The 19,435-nt window shown below is 68.1% G+C and carries 13 protein-coding genes; 8 read left to right on the top strand and 5 right to left on the bottom strand.

What is annotated here, in order from left to right:
• The first annotated feature begins 63 nt into the window (after positions 1-63).
• Positions 64-1,092, top strand: a complete 1,029-nt coding sequence (locus tag ACF3ND_RS04745) for a Bug family tripartite tricarboxylate transporter substrate binding protein (RefSeq protein WP_394064745.1) — start codon at positions 64-66, stop codon at positions 1,090-1,092.
• 20 nt (positions 1,093-1,112) lie between these two features.
• Positions 1,113-2,699 carry a gamma-glutamyltransferase family protein gene (locus ACF3ND_RS04740; protein ID WP_394064743.1) on the top strand — a complete coding sequence of 529 codons (1,587 nt, stop codon included), beginning with the start codon at positions 1,113-1,115 and terminating at the stop codon, positions 2,697-2,699.
• Here ACF3ND_RS04740 and ACF3ND_RS04735 read toward each other — a convergent pair.
• Positions 2,693-4,390: a 2-isopropylmalate synthase gene (locus ACF3ND_RS04735; RefSeq protein WP_394064741.1), complete on the bottom strand. Its 1,698-nt coding sequence runs from the start codon at positions 4,388-4,390 to the stop codon at positions 2,693-2,695. The two genes, ACF3ND_RS04740 and ACF3ND_RS04735, sit on opposite strands and share 7 nt — an antisense overlap.
• A gap of 229 nt (positions 4,391-4,619) precedes the next feature.
• Between ACF3ND_RS04735 and ACF3ND_RS04730 the strand changes: the two genes are divergently transcribed.
• From ACF3ND_RS04730 to mutS, 6 genes are all read left to right on the top strand, one after another.
• On the top strand, positions 4,620-5,414 hold the full coding sequence (locus ACF3ND_RS04730; RefSeq protein WP_394064739.1) for an AraC family transcriptional regulator: 795 nt from the start codon (positions 4,620-4,622) through the stop codon (positions 5,412-5,414).
• 169 nt (positions 5,415-5,583) lie between these two features.
• Positions 5,584-7,428 (top strand): ABC transporter ATP-binding protein, encoded by a 1,845-nt coding sequence (locus ACF3ND_RS04725; RefSeq protein WP_394064737.1) that lies wholly within the window; start codon positions 5,584-5,586, stop codon positions 7,426-7,428.
• A 169-nt stretch (positions 7,429-7,597) separates the two neighbouring features.
• The gene (gene nagB, locus ACF3ND_RS04720) at positions 7,598-8,362 is read left to right on the top strand and encodes a glucosamine-6-phosphate deaminase (protein ID WP_394064735.1); all 765 of its coding nucleotides are present in this window, start codon (positions 7,598-7,600) and stop codon (positions 8,360-8,362) included.
• A gap of 166 nt (positions 8,363-8,528) precedes the next feature.
• A complete protein-coding gene (locus tag ACF3ND_RS04715) occupies positions 8,529-9,689 on the top strand; it encodes an efflux RND transporter periplasmic adaptor subunit (protein ID WP_394064733.1) in 1,161 nt (386 codons plus the stop codon).
• The gene (locus tag ACF3ND_RS04710) at positions 9,686-12,790 is read left to right on the top strand and encodes an efflux RND transporter permease subunit (RefSeq protein WP_394064731.1); all 3,105 of its coding nucleotides are present in this window, start codon (positions 9,686-9,688) and stop codon (positions 12,788-12,790) included. Before ACF3ND_RS04715 ends, ACF3ND_RS04710 begins: the two co-directional genes overlap by 4 nt.
• A 204-nt stretch (positions 12,791-12,994) precedes the next feature.
• Entirely contained in the window at positions 12,995-15,622 is a 2,628-nt protein-coding gene (gene mutS / locus ACF3ND_RS04705; protein WP_394065780.1) for a DNA mismatch repair protein MutS, read from the top strand.
• A 75-nt stretch (positions 15,623-15,697) separates the two neighbouring features.
• Here the strand turns inward: mutS and ACF3ND_RS04700 are convergent, their stop codons facing one another.
• The 4 genes from ACF3ND_RS04700 to ACF3ND_RS04685 form a co-directional block, all read right to left on the bottom strand.
• Complete coding sequence (locus tag ACF3ND_RS04700) at positions 15,698-16,018, bottom strand: 2Fe-2S iron-sulfur cluster-binding protein (protein WP_394064729.1); 321 nt, start codon at positions 16,016-16,018, stop codon at positions 15,698-15,700.
• A gap of 28 nt (positions 16,019-16,046) precedes the next feature.
• The gene (locus ACF3ND_RS04695) at positions 16,047-17,270 is read right to left on the bottom strand and encodes an NAD(P)/FAD-dependent oxidoreductase (protein WP_394064727.1); all 1,224 of its coding nucleotides are present in this window, start codon (positions 17,268-17,270) and stop codon (positions 16,047-16,049) included.
• An 82-nt stretch (positions 17,271-17,352) separates the two neighbouring features.
• A complete protein-coding gene (locus tag ACF3ND_RS04690) occupies positions 17,353-18,402 on the bottom strand; it encodes a xylose isomerase (RefSeq protein ID WP_394064725.1) in 1,050 nt (349 codons plus the stop codon).
• Positions 18,399-19,427, bottom strand: coding sequence for a Rieske 2Fe-2S domain-containing protein (locus tag ACF3ND_RS04685; RefSeq protein WP_394064723.1), 1,029 nt, complete (start codon positions 19,425-19,427; stop codon positions 18,399-18,401). The genes ACF3ND_RS04690 and ACF3ND_RS04685 overlap by 4 nt, the downstream gene beginning before the upstream one ends.
• Between the last annotated feature and the right edge of the window lie 8 nt (positions 19,428-19,435).

The raw sequence follows: 19,435 nt of genomic DNA, 5'->3' as shown, positions 1-19,435 counted from the left end.
AATTTCTTGCTGGTTCGGCATGTGGTGCTTTTATATGATCCTCTGAAAACAGGAGGAGACCCCATGAACATCCAGAATTCCGCCCTGGCGCGGCCCGGCACGGGCGCCAAGAGCCGACGCTGGCTGCGCCCGCTGCGGGCGCTGGCCGGACTCTTGCTGGCCGGAGCCTGCGCGGCATCGCAATCAGCCCAGTGGCCGGAGCGCCCCATACGACTGATCGTGCCCTTTCCCACCGGCGGCGCCACTGACGTCATCAGCCGCCTGATCGCCGAACAGGCCTCCAAGGAGCTGGGCGCCAGCATCGTGGTGGACAATCGCACCGGCGCCGGCGGCACCATAGGCACGGGCGAGGCCGCGCGCAGCAAGCCGGACGGCTACACCCTGCTGCTGACCACCAGCAGCACCCACGCCGTCGCGCCGCACCTGTACCGCTCCCTGCCCTACTCGGTGGAAAAGGACTTCACCTCCATCGTCCACCTGGGCGACGCGGCCAGCGTGCTGCTGGTCAATCCGGGCGTGCCGGCCAAGACCCTGTCCGAGCTGATCGCCTATGCCCGCGCCCGCCCCGGCGAATTGAACTACGCCAGCAGCGGCAACGGCACCATCGTGCACCTGGGCACCGAAGCCTTCCTGAACCAGGCGGACATCGTCATGTCGCACGTGCCCTACCGCGGCACCGGCCAGGCCATCAATGATATGCTGGCAGGCTCGGTGCACGTCCTGCTGGACGCCATTCCCACGGGCATGCCTTATGTGCGCAGCGGCCAGCTGCGTGCGCTGGCGGTGACCGGTCGACAGCGCTCGCCGCTGGCGCCCGAGCTGCCCACCTTCCAGGAAGCAGGCCTGCCCGGCTATGAATCGCTGACCTGGTTCGGCCTGTACGGCCCGGCGGGCTTGCCCGACGACATCCGCGACAAGGCCTATGCCGCCTTCGCCAAAAGCATCCTGGACCCCAAGGTGCGCGAACGGCTGCAGAACCTGGGCGTGGACCTGCCGCGCAGCGCCAGCCGGGAGGAGTTCATCACCCTGGTGCGCGAAGACAGCGATCGCTGGCGGGGCCTGATCGAAAAGACCGGCATACTGATTCAATAAGCATTTCTACAGAGCACAGCATGGACTGGACCAACCCTTACCCCTCTTCGCGCTCGGCCGTACTGGGCCGCAACATGGTCAGCACCTCGCATCCGCTGGCGGCGCAGGCCGGCCTGCGCATGCTGCAGTCAGGAGGCAACGCCGTGGATGCGGCGCTGGCGGCGGCTCTGGCGCTGACCGTGGTCGAACCCACGGGCTGCGGCATAGGCAGCGACGCCTTCGCCATCGTCTGGGACGGCCGCGAGCTGCACGGGCTGAACGCCTCGGGCCGCGCGCCGCGCGCCTGGACGCCCGAACGCTTCCAGGGACGGGAGCTGATGCCCGACAAGGGCTGGGAAAGCGTGACCGTGCCGGGCGCCGTCTCGGCCTGGGCGGAACTGTCGGCCAAGTTCGGCGCGCTGAGCCTGGAACAGGTGGCCGCGCCGGCCATCCATTATGCCCGCGAGGGCTTTGCGGTTTCGCCCATCATCGCCCGCCTGTGGGAGCTGGGGCGCCTGCGCCTGGGCGACCAGCCCGGCTTCGCGCAAGCCTTCCTGCCCGACGGCCGAGCGCCGCTGGCCGGGCAGTGGTACCGCAATCCCGAACAGGCCGATACGCTGGAGCGCATCGCCGCCAGCCAGGGCAGGGACTTCTACACGGGCGAGCTCGCGCGGCGCATCGCCGCTTTTTCCCGCGAGCACGGCGGCGCCCTGGACGAGCAGGACCTGGCCGAGCACCGTGCGCACTGGTGCGGCACCATCAGCCAGGCCTTCGGCCATTCCGTGCTGCATGAGATCCCGCCCAACGGCCAGGGCCTGGCCGCGCTGATGGCGCTGGGCATGCTGGAGCATGCGGGCATAGGCCGCGAACCCGTGGACCATGTGGATACCGTGCACCTGAGCATCGAAGCCATGAAGCTGGCCTTTGCCGACCTGTACGAACATCATGCCGACCTGGAGCACATGCGCCACGCGCCGGAACATCTGCTGGACGAAGGCTACCTGCGCGAACGCGCCGCCCTGATACGCCGCGACCAGGCGGGCGATCCCCGCCACGGCCTGCCCGGCCCTTCGGGCACCGTCTACGTCACGGCCGCCGACGCCTTGGGCATGATGGTGTCCTTCATCCAGTCCAACTACATGGGCTTCGGCTCGGGCGTGGTGGTGCCCGGCACCGGCATCAGCCTGCAGAACCGGGGCCACGGCTTCAGCCTGCGCCCCGGCCATGCCAACCAGGTGGCCGGCGGCAAGCGCCCCTCGCACACCATCATCCCCGCCTTCGCCATGAACGCGGACGGCAGTCCGCAGATGTCCTTCGGCGTCATGGGCGGGCCCTTCCAGTCCCAGGGCCATGTGCAGATGGCCTTGCGCGTGCTGCTGTACGGCCAGAACCCGCAGGCGGCCGCCGACGCGCCGCGCTGGCGCGTCACCGGCGGCCGGGGCGTGGCCGTGGAGCCGGACTTCGACCCGGCCGTGGTGCAGGCCCTGCGCGAACGCGGCCACGACATCCAGGTCGAAAGCGGCAGCGGAGTCTTTGCCTTCGGCGGCGCGCAGCTGATCCTGCGCCAGGGCTCGCACTACGTGGGCGGCTCCGATCCGCGCAAGGACGGGCAGGTGGCCGCCTACTGACGCGACCCGGCCGACGGGACCGCCGCGCCCTCGGCCTGGGCCGCGGCCCGATTGCAGGCGCACAGGACCGCCAGGATGGAAGCGGTGGTGATGTTGCGGTCCACTCCCACGCCGAAGCAGCTGCCCATGCGCTGCGCGCCGGCCAGCTCCACGATGGCCACGGCCTGCGCGTCCGAGCCGCTGCCCAGGCTGGACTGATGGAAATCGTCCACGCGCCAGCCCGCCTCCAGGGCCGCGACCGTCGCCGCCACGGGCCCGCTCCCGCACCCGGTCAGCACGGCTTGCCCGCCCTGCCCGTCGATCAGGCGCAATTCGATCTCCTGGCCATCGTCGATGTCCTGCAGGCGATGCCCCTGGTAGCGCCACCGCCCCGAGCGGCGCGGGTCGCCATATTCCCGGCAGAACAGCGCCCAGATCTGCTCGGAGCTGATCTCCGTTTCGCTGTCGTCCACGCTGGCCTGCACCACCGCGCTGAACTCCACCTGCATGCGCCGCGGCATGCGCACGCCATGGTCCCGCTCCAGCAGATAGGCGATGCCGCCCTTGCCCGACTGGCTGTTGACGCGCACGATGCGGTCGTAGCTGCGGCCAAGATCATGCGGGTCGATGGGCAGGTAGGGCACGCGCCAGGGCTGCTCCGGTTTCTGCGCCGCCAGCCCCTTGGCGATGGCGTCCTGGTGCGAGCCCGAGAACGCCGTGAAGACCAGGTCGCCCACATAGGGATGGCGCGGATGGATGGGCAGGCTGGTGCAGTCCTCCACGATGCGCGCCACGGCGGCGATGTCCGAGAAATCCAGGCCCGGCGATATGCCTTGGGTGTACAGGTTGAGCGCCAGGGTGACCAGGTCCAGGTTGCCGCTGCGCTCGCCATTGCCGAACAGGCAGCCTTCGACGCGCTGCGCGCCGGCCAGCAAGGCCTGTTCGGCGCAGGCCACGCCCGTGCCCCGGTCATTGTGCGGATGCACGGACAGCACGATGTGTTCGCGCCGTTCCAGGCGCCGGTCCATCCACTCGATCTGGTCGGCGAACACATTCGGCGTGGACACTTCCACCGTGGTGGGCAGATTGATGATCATGGGCCGTCCCGGACCGGCGTCCCAGGCACGGATGGCGGCATTGCACACCTGCAGCGACACCTCCAGCTCCGCCATGCAGAAGGTCTCGGGCGAATATTGCAGGATCCATTCGGTCTGCGGCTGCGCTTCGGTCAATTCGCGCAACAGGGCGATATGACGCTCCACCATGGCGATGATCTCGGGCACGGTCAGCCCGAACACGAGCTCGCGCCAGGCCGGCGCGATGGCGTTGTAGAAATGGACGATGACGCGCCGCGCGCCCTGCACGCTGCGCACGGTCTCGCGGATCAGGTCTTCGCGCAGCTGCGTCATGACCATGGGGGTCACGTCCGCCGGAATGCCGCCTTCGTCGATCAGGCCGCGGATGATGTCGAAGTCCGTGCGCGAAGCAGCCGGAAAGCCCAGCTCGATCTCCTTGAAGCCCAGCCGCACCAGTTCATGGAACAGGCGCAGCTTGCGCTCGCGGTTCATGGGTTCGAACAAGGCCTGATTGCCGTCGCGCAGATCGGTGGACAGCCATACGGGCGCCTGGGTCAGGGTGCGCGAGGGCCACTGCCTATCGGGCAGCGCGACGGAAGGAAAGGGGCGGTATTTGGTCTGGGGCTGGCTCAACATGGAAACCTCTCTTGCAATGAATGGAGCGATTTCCCTGGCGGGCCGGGCCGCCTGTTCAGGTCGGGATCAGGGGAAATCGTTCTCTGCGCGCAAACGGCAGGCCGACCCCGACCAGGGTCAGGGATAGGCGTGCCGATAGCGCGAGGTGGAACGGGTTCATGCCGGGATCCAGAAAACGGAAAGGACAAGGGCATGATACGCAGCACTTGCAGGACTTGATTTCTATAATATGTCTATTGCTATCTTGAAAGAGCCAAGCATGCAGGAACTGGACCTGTCCCTTCACGACACGGCCGCCGCCCGCCTGAGCGGGGCCGCGGCGGACTACGCCGACGGCGCGGTCGTCCCTCCCCACCGCCATGCCCGCTGCCAGCTGCTGGCGACCTTGCAAGGCGTCGTGGAGGTGCGCACGCCCGCGGCGCGCTGGCTGATCCCGCCCGACCGCGCCATCTGCCTGCCGCCCGCTACCGACCACGAGCTGCTCATGCGCGGCGCCGTGCGGGTGCGCTGCCTGTACCTGGCGCCGGAGGTGCGTCCGGACCTGCAGCAGGCTCCCGGAGTGATCGCCGTCAGCGCGCTGCTGCGCGAGATCATCGCGGAGCTGGCTCTGCTGTCCACCGACATCGAAACCGGCCGGCGCGGGCAGTTGCTCAGCGAGTTGCTGCTCGAGGAACTGGACAGGCCCGCCGACGCCGCCTATCTCCTTCCCTGGCCGCAGGATGGGCGCATCGCCCGCGTCTGCCAGCAGCTGCTGGATCAGCCGGCCCTGGATCTGACCGCCCAGCAATGGGCCGGGCAACTGGCCATGAGCCTGCGCACCTTCCACCGCCACTTCGAACGCCAGACGGGCATGCGCTTTGGCCGCTGGCGCCAGCAGGCCCGCCTGCTGCACGCCCTGGAAGCCCTGAATCGCGGCCAGGCCGTGCTGCAGACCGCCTTGGACTGCGGCTACGACAGCCACAGCGCCTTCACGGTGGCGTTCCGCCGCCACTTCGGCTTCACGCCGTCGAGGGCGCGCGCCTGATTGTTGACGCATCTGCAACACAAGGGCTGCATGCCCGTGAGGTTTTCACGATCTGGCGATACAGACTGCGTTACGATCAAACAGCGTCCCGCCCCGCACCCCTCGGGCGGAGCCCCTCTTCTTCCAATCGGGCCCGCCATCCGCAGGCCTGCCAGCCGGAGCCCCCTCGGTGCTGTCTTTCTTCGAACGCCGCGTTCCGCCCTATCCGGAACATGAACCCGCTATTCCTCCCAAAGGCTTCTTCGCCTTCATCTGGGCCTGTACGCGCGGCTCGCGCAGCTGGATCGCCCTGCTGACCATCACCTCCATAGGCCTGTCCGCCTACGAGGCGCTGCTGTTCGGTCTGCTCAGCTACATCGTGGACTGGCTGCCCTCCATCGAGCCGGCGCTGTTCTGGAGCCAGCAGGGCCCCACGCTGCTGGGCATCGCCGCCGTGCTGCTGGGCAGCGTCCTGCTGCTGGGGCTGCACACCATGGTCATGCACCAGGCCCTGGCCATCAACTTTCCCATGCGGCTGCGCTGGCTGTTCCACAAGCTGATGCTCAACCAGAGCATGTCCTTTTACGCGGACGAGTTCGCCGGCCGCATCACCACCAAGATCATGCAGACCGCCCTGGCGGTGCGCGAAACCCTGTTCATGGCGGTGGAAGTGGTGGTGGGCATGGGAGCCTATCTCATCAGCATCCTGATCCTGACCGCCAGCTTCGAGCGCCTGCTGATGATTCCCTTCCTGCTCTGGGTGCTCTGCTATGCCTTCGTATGCTGGTATTTCGTGCCGCGCCTGGGCAAGATAGGCAGCGAACAGGCCGACGCCCGCGCCCTGATGACCGGCCGCATCACGGACGCCTACACCAATATCACTACCGTCAAGCTGTTCGCCCATACCCGCCGCGAGGCCGATCACGCGCGCCGCGCCATGGAGCGTTTCCAGCAGACCGGCTACGCGCAGATGCGCCTGGTCAGCCAGTTCGAAGTCGCCAACCACGTGCTGGCCACCTTGCTGCTCATCGGCTCCACGGGCCTGGCACTGTACTTGTGGTCGCAAGGACAGAGTTCGGCCGGCGTGGTGGCGGCCATCATGGCCGTGGCCTTGCGCCTGTCGGGCCACTCCCACTGGCTGATGTGGGAACTGACCAATCTTTTCGAGAACGTGGGCACCATCCAGGACGGCATCAACACGCTGACGCGCGAACCCACCGTGGTGGACGCGCCCGACGCCCGTCCCCTGCAGGTGCGGCAAGGCTGCATCGAGTTCCAGGACGTCAGCTTCGCCTACCGCGACAAGAGCCGCCAGATCATCGACAAGCTGAACCTGGTCATCCAGCCGGGCGAGCGCGTCGGCCTGATCGGGCGCTCGGGCGCGGGCAAGTCCACGCTGGTCAACCTGCTGCTGCGCTTTCACGACGTGGACAGCGGCGTGATCCGCATCGACGGGCAGGACATCGCCCACGTCACCCAGGACAGCCTGCGCGAGGCCATCGGCATGGTCACGCAGGACACCTCGCTGCTGCATCGCTCCATGCGCGACAACATCCTGTACGGACGGCCGGACGCCGCGCCGCAGCAACTGGAAGAGGCCGTAAAGCGCGCGGCCGCCGCGGACTTCATCGTCAATCTGCACGACCGCGAAGGCCGCCAGGGCCTGGACGCGCATGTCGGCGAGCGCGGCGTCAAGCTGTCCGGGGGCCAGCGCCAGCGCGTGGCCATCGCCCGCGTCATGCTCAAGGACGCCCCCATCCTGCTGCTGGATGAAGCCACCAGCGCGCTGGACTCGGAGATCGAGGCCGCCATCCAGGAAAGCCTGGACACGCTGATGCAGGGCAAGACCGTGATCGCCATCGCCCACCGCCTGTCCACCATCGCCGCGCTGGACCGCCTGATCGTGCTGGACCAGGGCCGCATCGTCGAACAGGGCAGCCACCAGGAACTGCTGCAGCAAGGCGGCCTGTACGCCCGCCTGTGGGCGCGCCAGAGCGGCGGCTTCCTGGGCGAGACGGGCCGGCAGGAACACTAGAAGACCTGCGGACAGGCCTGCGCGCCGCCCCGGCGGAGTCATTCTGTTGCCAAAAAATACTGACGGCCGCCGCGACTGACATTAGAATTCCGGGAGCTGAAGCTTCGCCCGTGCACGGCGAAGCTTTTTTTTCAACCCGATACGCACTCAATACCAGACGCTCGTCATCATGTTTCTAGTCTTCCCTGATTCCGACGCCATCGCGCGGCACCTCAGCGCACGCCTGACCGAGATCATCCGCAACGATCCGCAGGCCGTCCTGGGCCTGGCCACCGGCGGCACCATGGAGCCCATCTACGCCCGCTTCGTACAGGACGCCCTGGAAAGCCGGCTGGACGTGTCGCAGGTCAGCAGCTTCAACCTGGACGAGTATGTCGGCCTGGCGGCCGCCCATCCGCAAAGCTACAACCACTACATGCACCAGCACCTGTTCGATCACCTGGCTTTCGACGAGTCGCGCCTGCGCCTGCCCGACGGCCTGACCACGCAACTGGAGCAACACTGCCGGGATTATTCGGACGCGATCGCCTCGCACGGCGGCGTGGCCTTGCAGCTGCTGGGCGTGGGCACCAACGGCCACATCGGCTTCAACGAACCGGGCACCCCCTTCGACAGCCGCACGCACGTCGTGGAACTGTCCGAGCGCACCCGCGTGGACAACAGCCGCTTCTTCGATTCCATGGAGGAAGTGCCCACCTCGGCCGTCACCATGGGCATCCAGGACATCCTGAGCGCGCGCGAAATCGTGCTGGTGGTCACCGGCGAACACAAGGCCCGCACCATGTTGAACTACCAGGAAGGCGGCATCACGGAAAAGCTGCCCTTCACGGCGCTCAAGCTCCACGCCAACACGCACATCCTGCTGGACGAAGCCGCCGCCAGCCTGCTGGACGACACGCTCTGCCAGAGGCCGCCGCAACAGGCCTGCGCCTGATCCGCCGCCCCGACCCGTCCTGGACGGGTATTTTTTTGTCCCCTGTTTCCAAGCAGCGGTCCCCGGCCGATCCCCCTCCCTTCACTCCTTATCAACGCTCTCCACGCCATGATGACCAGGTTTCCGGCGCGCTCCGCGCCTTGCAACCCCTTTTCCATCTGGCGCCATGAACATTTTCCCCTTCTGGTCCGGCAAATGGCGCGCGCGGCTCGTGCCGATCGCCTTGATCATCCTGCCTCTGCTGTCCGCTGCGCTGCTGCTGAACCGGCCAGCCTCGGACGCGCCGGCTGCCGACCCGGCCCAAGCGGCGGCCCCCGCCGTCAGCATCGCCAGCGCCCAGCCGGCCCGATGGACGCGCACGCTGCGCGTCTTCGGCACATTGGTGGCGCAGGACGCGGTGGCCATCAGCAGCACGCTGGCCGACCTGCGCATCGCCCGCGTCCTGGTGGAGGAAGGCGACCACGTGCATGCAGGACAAGTCCTGGCCGAGCTGGACGATACGCAGCACCGCGCGCGCCTGCGGCAGGCGCAGGCCGAACTGGACAAGGCCCGCGGTGAATTGCGCGCGCATCAGGCCGAGCATGACGACGCGCAGCGTCACCATGTCCGCCTGCAGGCCTTGGGAGTGGGGCCCGTCAGCGCTCATCTGATCGAGGAACAGAAAGCCCGCGCACAGGCTGCGCTGGCGCGCATGCACGCGGCGCAGGCCCAGGTGCAGCGCGCCCATGCGGCCGTGGAGCAGAACAGCGACCAACTGGAACAGACGCGCATCCTGGCTCCCCAGGCGGGCCTGCTGTTGCAGCGCCATGCCCAGGCTGGCGCCCTCAGCGGCACGCAGCCCCTGTTCGTGCTGGCCGGCCAGGGCAGGCTGGAGCTGGAAGGCGAGCTGCCGGCCCAGGAGCTGGCCTTGCTGCAGCCGGGCCTGACCGCGCGCATTCGCCTGCGGGAACAGGAGCTGACGGGCACGGTGCGCCTGGTGTCGCCGCGAATCGATCCCTATACCCGCCTGGGCAAGGTACGGATCGCCCTGCCGGACTCCATCCCGCGAATGCAAGCCGGACAGTTCGTGCAGGCGGTGCTGGAGCTGCCCAGCCGGGACCTGTCGGTAACGGTGCCTGCAGCCTGCCTCGTCATGGACACGGCGGGCCACGCCGGCGTCATGGTCGTCAACGAACATCGGCAAGCCATCTGGCGCCGCATCCGGCCCGGCGAGCGCCACGACGGACAAGTGGAAATACTCGCCGGGCTGCAGGCCGGCGAGCATGTCGTGGCCCAGGCTGCTGCTTTCCTGCGCGACGGCCAGGAAATCATCCCGTCCGCCCCATGAGCTTCCAGCTGTCCTCCTGGGCGATACGCCGCCCCGTCCCCACGCTCGTCCTTTTCCTGATCCTGACCCTCTGCGGCTGGCACGCCTTTCGCATGCTCCCCATCCAGGCCAGTCCGCAGGTCAGCTTCCCCCTGGTGTCCATCACCGTGACCCAGGCGGGCGCCGCCCCCAGCGAGCTGGAACTGGACGTGGCGCGTCCCGTGGAAGACGCGCTGGCCGCCCTGCCAGGCCTGAGGCGCATCACCTCCACGTTGAGCGACGGCCTTTACCTGGGCATGGCGGAATTCCAGCTGGACGTGGCGCCGGACCGCGCCGTCAGCGACGTGCGCGACGCCATCGCCAAAGTGCGCGCCGAGCTGCCCGGCTCCATCCAGGAGCCGCAGGTCGCCCGCGTGGACGTGGAGAACGAAGCGCTGAGCTACTACGCCGTGGGCGGCGAAGGCCAATCGCCTGCAGACCTGTCCTGGTTCGTGGACGACACGGTGCGGCGCGCCTTGCTGGCGGTGCCCGGCGTCGAGCAGGTCGAACGCCTGGGCGGGGTGCGCCGCGAGATACGGGTGGAGCTCAAGCCCGAGCGCCTCCTGGCGCTGGACCTGAGCGCGGCCGAGGTGAACGCGCAGGTGCGCCGCCTGAACGTCAATCTGCCCAGTGGACGCGCCCGGCTGCATGGCCAGGAGCAGGCCATACGCACGCTGGGCGGGCAGCCTGACCTTGAGGCCCTGGCGGCGCTGCCGATCAGCCTGGGCGAGCGGCGCTGGGCCCGCCTTTCGGAACTGGCCGATATTCATGACGGGCATGAAGAGATCCGCCAGCAGGCCAGGCTGGACGGACGGGAGGTCGTGGCCTTCGCGGTCTACCGCGCCAAGGCCGCCAGCGACACCATCGTGGACCAGGGCGTGCGGCAAGCCTTGGCCCAGTTGCAGGACCAGCACTCCCAACTGCGGATAGAGCCCATCCTGACCCTGGTGGACTACACCTACGACAGCTTCAAGACCTCCATGACGGCCTTGCTCGAAGGCGCTGCGCTGACCGTGCTGGTGGTGCTGCTGTTCCTGCGCAACGGCCGCGCCACGCTGGTGGCCGCGCTCGCCCTGCCCCTGTCCATCCTGCCGGCTTTCGCCGTCATGGCCGTGCTGGGCTACACGCTCAACAGCATCACCCTGCTGGCCCTGACTCTGGTCATCGGCATCCTGGTCGACGACGCCATCGTGGAAATCGAGAACATCGAGCGTCACCTGGCCATGGGCAAGCGTCCCTTCCAGGCCGCCATCGACGCCGCCGACGCCATCGGACCCGCGGTGATCGCCATCACGGCGGCCATCGTGGCGGTGTTCCTGCCGGTCAGCTTCATCGGCGGCTACATAGGCCAGTACTTCGAACAGTTCGGCGTCACCGTGTCGGCGGCCGTCCTGGCCTCCCTGCTGGTGGCGCGCCTGGCCACGCCGCTGCTGGCCGCCTACCTGCTGCGCCCCGCCGCGCCGGCGCCGGCCGCGGCCGAGCACGGCTGGATGAAGCGTTACCTGGCGCTGCTGTCCCTGGCCCTGGCGCACCGCCGCCTGGCCCTGTCCAGCGGCGCAGCCATTCTTGCCTCGTCCCTGCTGCTGGTGCCGCTGCTGCCTTCGGGCTTCCTGCCCGCCGCCGACCAGGGTCTGAGCCACCTGAATGTCACGCTGCCTCCCGGATCCACCCTGCAACAGACCGATCTGCGCCTGCAGGAACTCAGCCGCGTCATCGCCCGTCACGAGGACGTCGCGCTGGTGTTCGCCACGGCGGGCGGAGCGGACTCCAGCGGCGCACAGGACGTCTCGCGCGGCCGCCTGCTGATCCGCCTGAAACCCTACGAACAGCGCCGCCGCAGCCAGAAAGACGTCGAACAGCAACTGCACGAGCAATTGTCCGGATTCAGCGACCTGCGCTACTACTTCCGGGGCCGAGGCGACGAGCGCGACCTGAGCATCGTCCTGCTGGGCGCCGACGCACAAAGCCTGTCGCGCAGCGCGCACGAATTGGCCGCGCAGATGCGCGCGCTGCCCGGCCTGGCCGGGGTGCAGGTCAACGAGCCTTTGCTGCGGCCGGAATTGCAGGTGCGGGTGAACGCCGAGCAGGCCGCCCTGAGCGGGGTCACCAGCCAGGATATCGGCGCGACGCTGCGCGTGGCCACCCTCGGAGAGACCGACACGGAATCGGCCCGCTTTTCGCTGCCCGACCGGCAGGTGCCCGTACGCGTGCTGCTGCCCGCTTCCGCCCGCCAGGACCTGGACCTGCTGAAGCGGCTGCCCATCCCAGCCGGTCCCGAAGGCGGCGCGGGGCTGCATGCGGTCGCCGAACTGAGCCTGGGCGCGGGGCCGGCGCGCATAGACAGGCTGGACCGCCAGCAACGCATTTCGGTGGACGCCGACCTGCTGCCCGGCCGGACCCTGGGGCAGGCCCTGGAAGCCATAGAGGCCCTGCCCGCCCTGCGGAACCTGCCGGCCGGCGTCACCCGCAGCGATACGGGCGATGCCGAACTGATGCAGGAAATGTTCGACAAGTTCGGCCTGGCGATGGGTTTCGGCGTGCTGATGGTCTATGCCGTGCTGGTACTCCTGTTCCGCGATTTCCTGCAGCCCCTGACCATCCTGGTCGCCCTGCCCCTGTCCATCGTGGGAGCCATCGCCGGGCTGCTGCTCTACCGGGCCGCGCTGGACCTGGCCGCCATCATCGGCATCCTGATGCTGATGGGCATCGTCACCAAGAACTCCATCCTGCTGGTGGAGTTCGCCGGCGGCAAGCGCCGCCAGGGCATGGACGCGACAACCGCCCTGCTGCAGGCCGGCCGCGAGCGCGCCCGCCCCATCGTCATGACCACGTTGGCCATGGTGGCGGGCATGGCGCCCACCCTGTTCCTGAGCGGCGCCGACGCCGGCTTTCGCGCGCCCATGGCCGTGGCCGTGATCGGCGGGCTGATCAGCTCGACCCTGCTCAGCCTGGTCTACGTGCCCGTGGTCTACAGCTACCTGGACCAGCTGCGGCACTGGCTGGGCCGCCGCCTCGCCCCGCTGAGCTCGGTCACCGCCGAGGACCGGCGCCAGGCCGAGGAGCGGGCGGCGGGGAAAGGCTGAAACTCAGGCCGGCCCAGGCTGCCGCTCAAGAAAGCCGATCTGTTCAAAATTCACCCTTGGCTTCATGGGTGAACACATACCGGCACGATCGCGACCACAAACTTGTCCCGGCACGCCTGGCCCCACCCCGCCCCCGCTCGCTACAATAGCCAATTGGCCGTCCTCGAGACGGCGTTGTTGTTGATTTCCGACCTGTACTGCGCCATGACCTCCACCGTCGACCTGTCCGCCCACACGCCCATGATGCGCCAATACCTGCAGCTGAAAGCCGAAGCCGGCTCGCATCTGCTGTTCTATCGCATGGGGGATTTCTACGAAATGTTCTATGCGGACGCGGAGCGGGGCGCGCGGCTGCTGAACCTGACGCTGACCAAGCGCGGCTCGTCCAACGGCGAACCCATTCCCATGGCCGGCGTGCCCTTCCACGCCATGGAAGGCTACCTGGCCCGTCTGGTCGCGCTGGGCGAATCCGTGGCCATCTGCGAGCAGATCGGCGACCCGGCCGCCAGCAAGGGGCCGGTGGAGCGCAAGATCGTGCGCGTGGTCACGCCCGGCACGCTGACCGACGACGCCCTGCTGCCGCCCAAGGCGGACCGCATGATCGCCGCCTGCACCACCCTCAAAATACAGCGCCAGGAGCTCGTGGGGCTGGCCTGGATGAACCTGGCCAGCGGCGAATTCATGGTGTGCCAGTGCGAGCCGGACATGCTGGAAACCGAGCTGAACCGCATCAGCCCGGCCGAACTGCTCTACCCCGAAAGCCTGCGCCATCTGCCCGAGCTGCCCGGCGCCAGCTGCCACACGCTGCCGGACTGGCATTTTGCGCAGGACGGCTCGCGCCAGACGCTGCTGAATCACTTCAAGCTGGATTCCCTGGCCAGCTTCGGACTGGACGATCTGCCCGCCGCCTCGGCGGCGGCCGGCGCCCTGCTGCGCTACGTGGGCAGCACGCAATCGCAGTCCCTGGCGCACATCAGCGCCATCCGCGTGCAGCACGGCTCGGACTTCGTGGTGCTGGACGCGGTCACGCGCAAAAACCTGGAGATCACCGAAACCATCAGCGGCGAGACCAGCCCCACCCTGTTCTCCACCCTGGACCACTGCCAGACGCCCATGGGCAGCCGCCTGCTGCGCCGCTGGCTGCACCATCCGCTGCGCCTGAACCAGGCCGCCCAGCAGCGCCAGGACATCGTCTCGCTGTTCTTCCAGTCCCAGCAGGCGGCCAGCCTGGACGCGCGCGATCCCCTGGGCCTGCTGCGCCGGGCATTGAACAGCTTCCCCGACCTGGAACGCATCGCCACGCGCATCGCGCTGCGCAGCGTGCGGCCGCGCGAACTGGCCAGCCTGCGCGACGCCCTGGCCAGCCTGCCTGAACTGCGCGCCGGGCTGGAGCAGAACTTCGGCGCCGCGGGCGGATTGCACGACCGTCTGCAGCGCCTGGCGCTGAACCCCGAACTGGCCGCCCTGCTGCAGGCCGCCATCGCCCCTGAACCCGCCCTGCTGGTGCGCGACGGCGGCGTCATCGCCGACGGCTATGACGCCGAGCTGGACGAATTGCGCAGCCTGGCCAGCGACAGCGGCGACGTGCTGATGCGCATCGAAGCCCGCGAACGCGAGCGCACCGGCATCGCCACCCTGCGCGTGGAATACAACCGCGTCCATGGCTTTTTCATCGAGGTCAGCCGCGGCCAGGCCGACAAGGTGCCGGACGACTACCGCCGCCGCCAGACCCTGAAGAACGCCGAACGCTTCATCACCCCGGAACTGAAGGAATGGGAGGACAAGGTGCTCTCGGCCAAGGACCGCAGCCTGGGCCGCGAGAAGCTCCTGTTCGACGCCCTGCTGGACCGGCTGCAGGATTATGCCGGCCCCCTGGCCCTGTGTTCCTCCGCGCTGGCGGAGCTGGACGCCCTGTCCTCGCTGGCCCTGCACGCCCTGGACAACGACTGGGTCGCGCCCGAACTGAGCGAACAGGCGGGGCTGTGGATCGAAGCCGGCCGCCACCCCGTGGTGGAGCGCAGCATCGAACACTTCACGCCCAATCATTGCGAAATGCACGCGCAGCGCCGCATGCTGCTGATCACCGGCCCCAACATGGGCGGCAAGTCCACCTATATGCGGCAGGTGGCGCTGATCGCCCTGCTGGCGCGCGTGGGCAGCTTCGTGCCGGCGCGCAGCGCGCGCATCGGCCAGATCGACCGCATCTTCACGCGCATCGGCGCGGCCGACGACCTGGCGGGCGGCCGCTCCACCTTCATGATGGAGATGACCGAGGCCGCCGCCATCCTGGCCGGCGCCACGCAGTACAGCCTGGTACTGATGGACGAGATAGGCCGGGGCACCTCCACCTATGACGGCCTGGCGCTGGCCTGGTCCATCGCGCATCGCCTGCTCAGCCACAACCAGGCGCTGACGCTGTTCGCCACGCACTACTTCGAGATCACCCGCCTGCCCAACGAACTGCCCACGGCGGCCAATGTGCATCTGGCCGCCGCCGAATCCGCTTCGGGCATCGTGTTCCTGCACGAAGTCCAGGAAGGACCGGCCAGCCGCAGCTACGGCATCCAGGTGGCGCAGCGCGCCGGCATCCCGGCCGCGGTCATCCGCCAGGCCAGCCGCGAGCTGAACCGCCTGGAAACCCAGAACGACCCCAGCGCGCAGCTGGATCTGTTCAATGCCGGCAGCGCGCCCGCCGCCCGCGAAGAGCCCGACCCCGCCACCGAGCAGGCCCTGGACCTGATGGACCAGTTCAAGCGCCTGGACGTGGACGACTTGAGCCCGCGCGCCGCGCTGGACTTCCTGTATCAGGTCAAGAAAAGCCTGAAGGACTGAAAGAAAAACGGGCCGGTGGATTCGAACCCCCGGCCCGTCCCCGGGTCAGGCCCGAAAGCCCGGCGCCTTCGGCCTTCAGTATTGACTGGCGGGCAGATGCACCATCAGCCCATCCAGTTCGGGCGTCAAGGCGATCTGGCAGGCCAGCCTGGAGTTCCCGCGCACCTCGCTGGCGCACTCCAGCATATCCACTTCCTGTTCCTGCGCAGGCGGCAGGCGCGCCTGCCACTCCGGCGGCACGTACACATGACAGGTAGCGCAAGCGCAGGCCCCTCCGCACTCCGCCACGATGCCCGGCACATTGTTCAGCACCGCGCCCTTCATCAGGCTCAGGCCCGGCTCCACCTGCACGGCGTGCGTCGCGCCGCCGTGCTCCACATAATTGATTGTAATCATCTCGGTTCCTTGTAAAGCACACCCGCGTTCAGGCGGGCACGGCGGCCAGCGCCGCCGCCAGCTTGCCGGCGCCGTCCAGTTTGTCCAGGTCCAGCTCGCGCCCCTGGGCGATGGCCTTGCGCGCCTGCATGAAATCCGCCGGCGCATTGACGCATTCGGCGGCCTGCAGGCGGGCGCCCTGCAGATGCAGCACGCAGAACCGCCCCTGCCGGACATCGCCCAGCACGTGGGTCCGCGCGCCGGCTCCGGCCAGGCCCGCCATCTGCAGCTTGGCCTCGTATTGATCCGACCAGAACCAGGGAACATCCGGCTCGGCCGGCGGCCGGCCGCACAGGTGCAGGGCCAGTTGGCGCGCCTGCTCCAGCGCGCTGGGCACGCTTTCCAGACGACGCCGGGCGCCATCGGCCAGGGTCCGCACGCTGACATCGCCGATGGCATACACCCGCGGCCACGGGCTGCGGGCGGATTCGTCCACCGGAATGCCATCCGCGCAATCCAGGCCGGCTCGCTGCAGCAGCTCCGTATTGGGCGTGGAGCCGACGCCGACCAGCACCACGTCGGCGTCCAGCTCGCGCCCGTCGCCCAGGCGCACGCCGCGCACGGCCGTCTCGCCCAGCATGGCCTGGACCTGCACGCCCAGCTCCACCGTCACGCCCCGGCTGCGGTGCAAGTGCGCCAGATGATCGGACAGCGTCGCCGACGCCAGCCGCGACAACAGGCGCGACTGCTGTTCCAGCACGACCGCCTCCACGCCCAAGGCCCTCGCCGTGGCCGCCACTTCCAGGCCAATGAAGCCGCCGCCGACGATGGCCAGGCGCCGCGCGCCCGCCAGGGCCTGCTTCAAGGCCCGGGCATGACCCAGCTCCCGCAACGGGTGCACACCCTGCAACTCCCGTCCCGGCAGGTCGAGCTCCCGGGCGCGGGCGCCGGTGGCCAGGACCAGATGGTCGAAAGCCACCTCGGATCCGTCCGCGCAGCGCAGCCGCCGGTCCTGCAAGGACAGGTCCTGCACCACGCAGCCCAGGCGTAGGTCTATGTCCTGCTCGGCATAGAAAGCGGGTGCTCGCAGCAGCAGATCCTGCTCCTGCGCTTCGCCCTTGAGCCAGGCCTTGGACAGGGGCGGGCGCATGTAGGGCGGACTGGACTCCCGGCCCAGCAGGACGATGGGGCCGCGATAGCCCTGCTGGCGCAACTGCCCGGCCAGGCTGCCGCCGGCATGGCCTGCGCCCACGATCACGAGGCGGCCGTCCATATCAGGCCTCCGTCCGCTTGTAGCCCGCTTTCCGGGCAAGGGCTGCACGTGTCTTCATGATGGTTCTCGTCTCGAAGGTGAATCAGGCGTCGATCAGGCCCGCCGCATGCAGGGCGCTGATCTCTTTCCAGGACTGCCGGATGAAGCGCGCGGCGGCCACGTTCTGCTCGAACAGGTCGTAACGCGCCGCAAGGCCGTAATCGGGCAGATTGATCATCTCGGTGGTGATGTAGCACAAAGGGCTTTGCGGATGCGTGATGTGGTAGCGCAGCACCTGGCGTATGGCCTCCTTGGAAGGCTCGAGCTGCCAGGCGTGCCAGGGGGAATGCCACTGGCCGGGGCCGGGCTTGACCATGGGATATTGGATGCCGCGCGCAAACCGGCCGTCCTCGTTGCGATGCCACAGATTGGCGGGCTGCTTGGGCGCCACGGTGCGCAACTGGGTCCATTTCACGATGTTCATGTCCAGCCAGCGCTCGCACAGCGAGCCGGACTCGAAGGGATCCAGGACCAGCTCCCCGCGCTCCACCTGCTCCCGCACCCCCGACAGGGCCAACTCCCCGGGCTGGTGCATCTTGAAGACCACGTGACTGTAGTCCAGCGTGAAGTTGAACGGGACGCCGCGCTCCTGCACGGCGCGCGCGACGGTCTCCACTCGCGGAAAAAACTCCGTCCACATGTTCACGTGCAGTTCGAAGCTGGGCTCCACGCCCAGCGCCATGCCTTCGTCATACACCTGCAGGTAGTGGTCGACGATTTCCTGGTCGCTCAACTCATGACCGTCCGCATGATGCGTGAAGGTCATGATGTTGTGGCAGGCCGCGCCGATGTCGCGGCAGATGCGCAGATTGTCGCTGAGCAGGGCCTCGTCCTGGCCCAGGCGATAGAACCAGCTGGCGGTATGCACAGGCAGGTCATGGCGCGCCATGGCCTGTTCATATTCGCGCAGATTGCCGCGCAAGGGGATGCGGTCGAAATAGTCGAACACGCCCGACTCCTTGACCATGCGGAACTGCTCGTCGATGGACGCCTCCTGCAGCCCGACCGGTTTGTCCAGTCCGGAGCGCTGCGCGCCCCGCCCGTTGCAGCCGATCAGAAACGGCGGCGCGGACTTCTGATTTGCCGTACTCATGCCGTCACCGCGCTGTCATCCATCATGCGCTCGACCATCTTGCGCATGCGGCGCGGCGCGGCATCGATGGCGATCTTGACGGTACGCCGGTCCGCATAGCGCCGCTCGTTGGCCTCGATGGCTTCCAGGATGGCCTTGTCTTCCGCGAAGGCCTCGCGGAACGAGGCCGACAGGGCGCGGTTGGTGGCCTCGTCGGCCGTGAAATTCTTGACGTGCAGCCAATGGTCGATGGAGTTCTCCGCATCCACGGGCGTGATGAAATGGCAGGCGTAGATCTGCATGCAATCGTCGCGCCGCCCCTCGGGCGCGCCCGTGCCCGTTTCGGCCGAGCCGAAGTCGATGATGGCGATGCTGGGCGCGTAGTAGTGGTAGTAGTGCCAGCGGTCCACATTGCCCTTGAAGTTGCCGAACTTGGCGAACAGGGGGATGGGCTCGGCGTCGATGATCCAGCGCCAGGTCACGAGCTTGTCCGCCTCCTCGGCATGCTGCACCGGCACGTCCTCGCTGGCGGCATTGCCCAGCGTGGTCTGGTGCACGAAGCTGACGTGCGCCGGATCGCACAGATTGTCCGCCAGGCTCAGGTAATTGGCACGGATATGCAGCGCATCGCCCTCCACGGCGCTCCAGGCCGGGTCGTGGTACTGGGGCAGGTCGAAGATGCGGCCCGGATCGGCCAGTTCGGGCTCGCCCATCCATATCCAGACCAGGCCCATGTTCTCGGCCGTGGGGAAATGGCGCACCCGGGCGCTGGCGGGCGCCATGTCCTGGCCCGGCACCCGCACGCAGCGGCCGCTGCAGTCGAACGTCATGCCGTGATAGCCGCACTCCACGCTGTCACCCTTGAGCTTGCCCTTGGACAGGGGCAGCAGGCGATGCGGGCAGACGTCCTCCAGCGCCACCACCTCGCCCGCCTGGTTGCGGAACAGCACCACGTCCACTTCGATGACGCGGTGCGCGCTCAGTTCCCGGCCGACCTGCCGGGACCAGGTCAGGGGGTACCACGTGTTGGTCACGTACTTCTGCATTGCTGTCT

It is taken from the genome of Alcaligenes sp. WGS1538 (assembly GCF_043187505.1).
GTDB lineage: Bacteria > Pseudomonadota > Gammaproteobacteria > Burkholderiales > Burkholderiaceae_B > Alcaligenes.
The sequence above is the reverse complement of the archived record's forward strand: the minus strand, read 5'-3'. Positions and strand labels throughout refer to the sequence as shown.

Coding starts and splice junctions, on each gene's coding strand:
- ACF3ND_RS04745 (WP_394064745.1), top strand. CDS start 64: ATGAACATCCAGAATTCCGCCCTGGCGCGGCCCGGCACGGGCGCCAAG.
- ACF3ND_RS04740 (WP_394064743.1), top strand. CDS start 1,113: ATGGACTGGACCAACCCTTACCCCTCTTCGCGCTCGGCCGTACTGGGC.
- ACF3ND_RS04735 (WP_394064741.1), bottom strand. CDS start 4,390: ATGTTGAGCCAGCCCCAGACCAAATACCGCCCCTTTCCTTCCGTCGCG.
- ACF3ND_RS04730 (WP_394064739.1), top strand. CDS start 4,620: ATGTCTATTGCTATCTTGAAAGAGCCAAGCATGCAGGAACTGGACCTG.
- nagB (WP_394064735.1), top strand. CDS start 7,598: ATGTTTCTAGTCTTCCCTGATTCCGACGCCATCGCGCGGCACCTCAGC.
- ACF3ND_RS04715 (WP_394064733.1), top strand. CDS start 8,529: ATGAACATTTTCCCCTTCTGGTCCGGCAAATGGCGCGCGCGGCTCGTG.
- ACF3ND_RS04710 (WP_394064731.1), top strand. CDS start 9,686: ATGAGCTTCCAGCTGTCCTCCTGGGCGATACGCCGCCCCGTCCCCACG.
- mutS (WP_394065780.1), top strand. CDS start 12,995: ATGACCTCCACCGTCGACCTGTCCGCCCACACGCCCATGATGCGCCAA.
- ACF3ND_RS04700 (WP_394064729.1), bottom strand. CDS start 16,018: ATGATTACAATCAATTATGTGGAGCACGGCGGCGCGACGCACGCCGTG.
- ACF3ND_RS04695 (WP_394064727.1), bottom strand. CDS start 17,270: ATGGACGGCCGCCTCGTGATCGTGGGCGCAGGCCATGCCGGCGGCAGC.
- ACF3ND_RS04690 (WP_394064725.1), bottom strand. CDS start 18,402: ATGAGTACGGCAAATCAGAAGTCCGCGCCGCCGTTTCTGATCGGCTGC.
- ACF3ND_RS04685 (WP_394064723.1), bottom strand. CDS start 19,427: ATGCAGAAGTACGTGACCAACACGTGGTACCCCCTGACCTGGTCCCGG.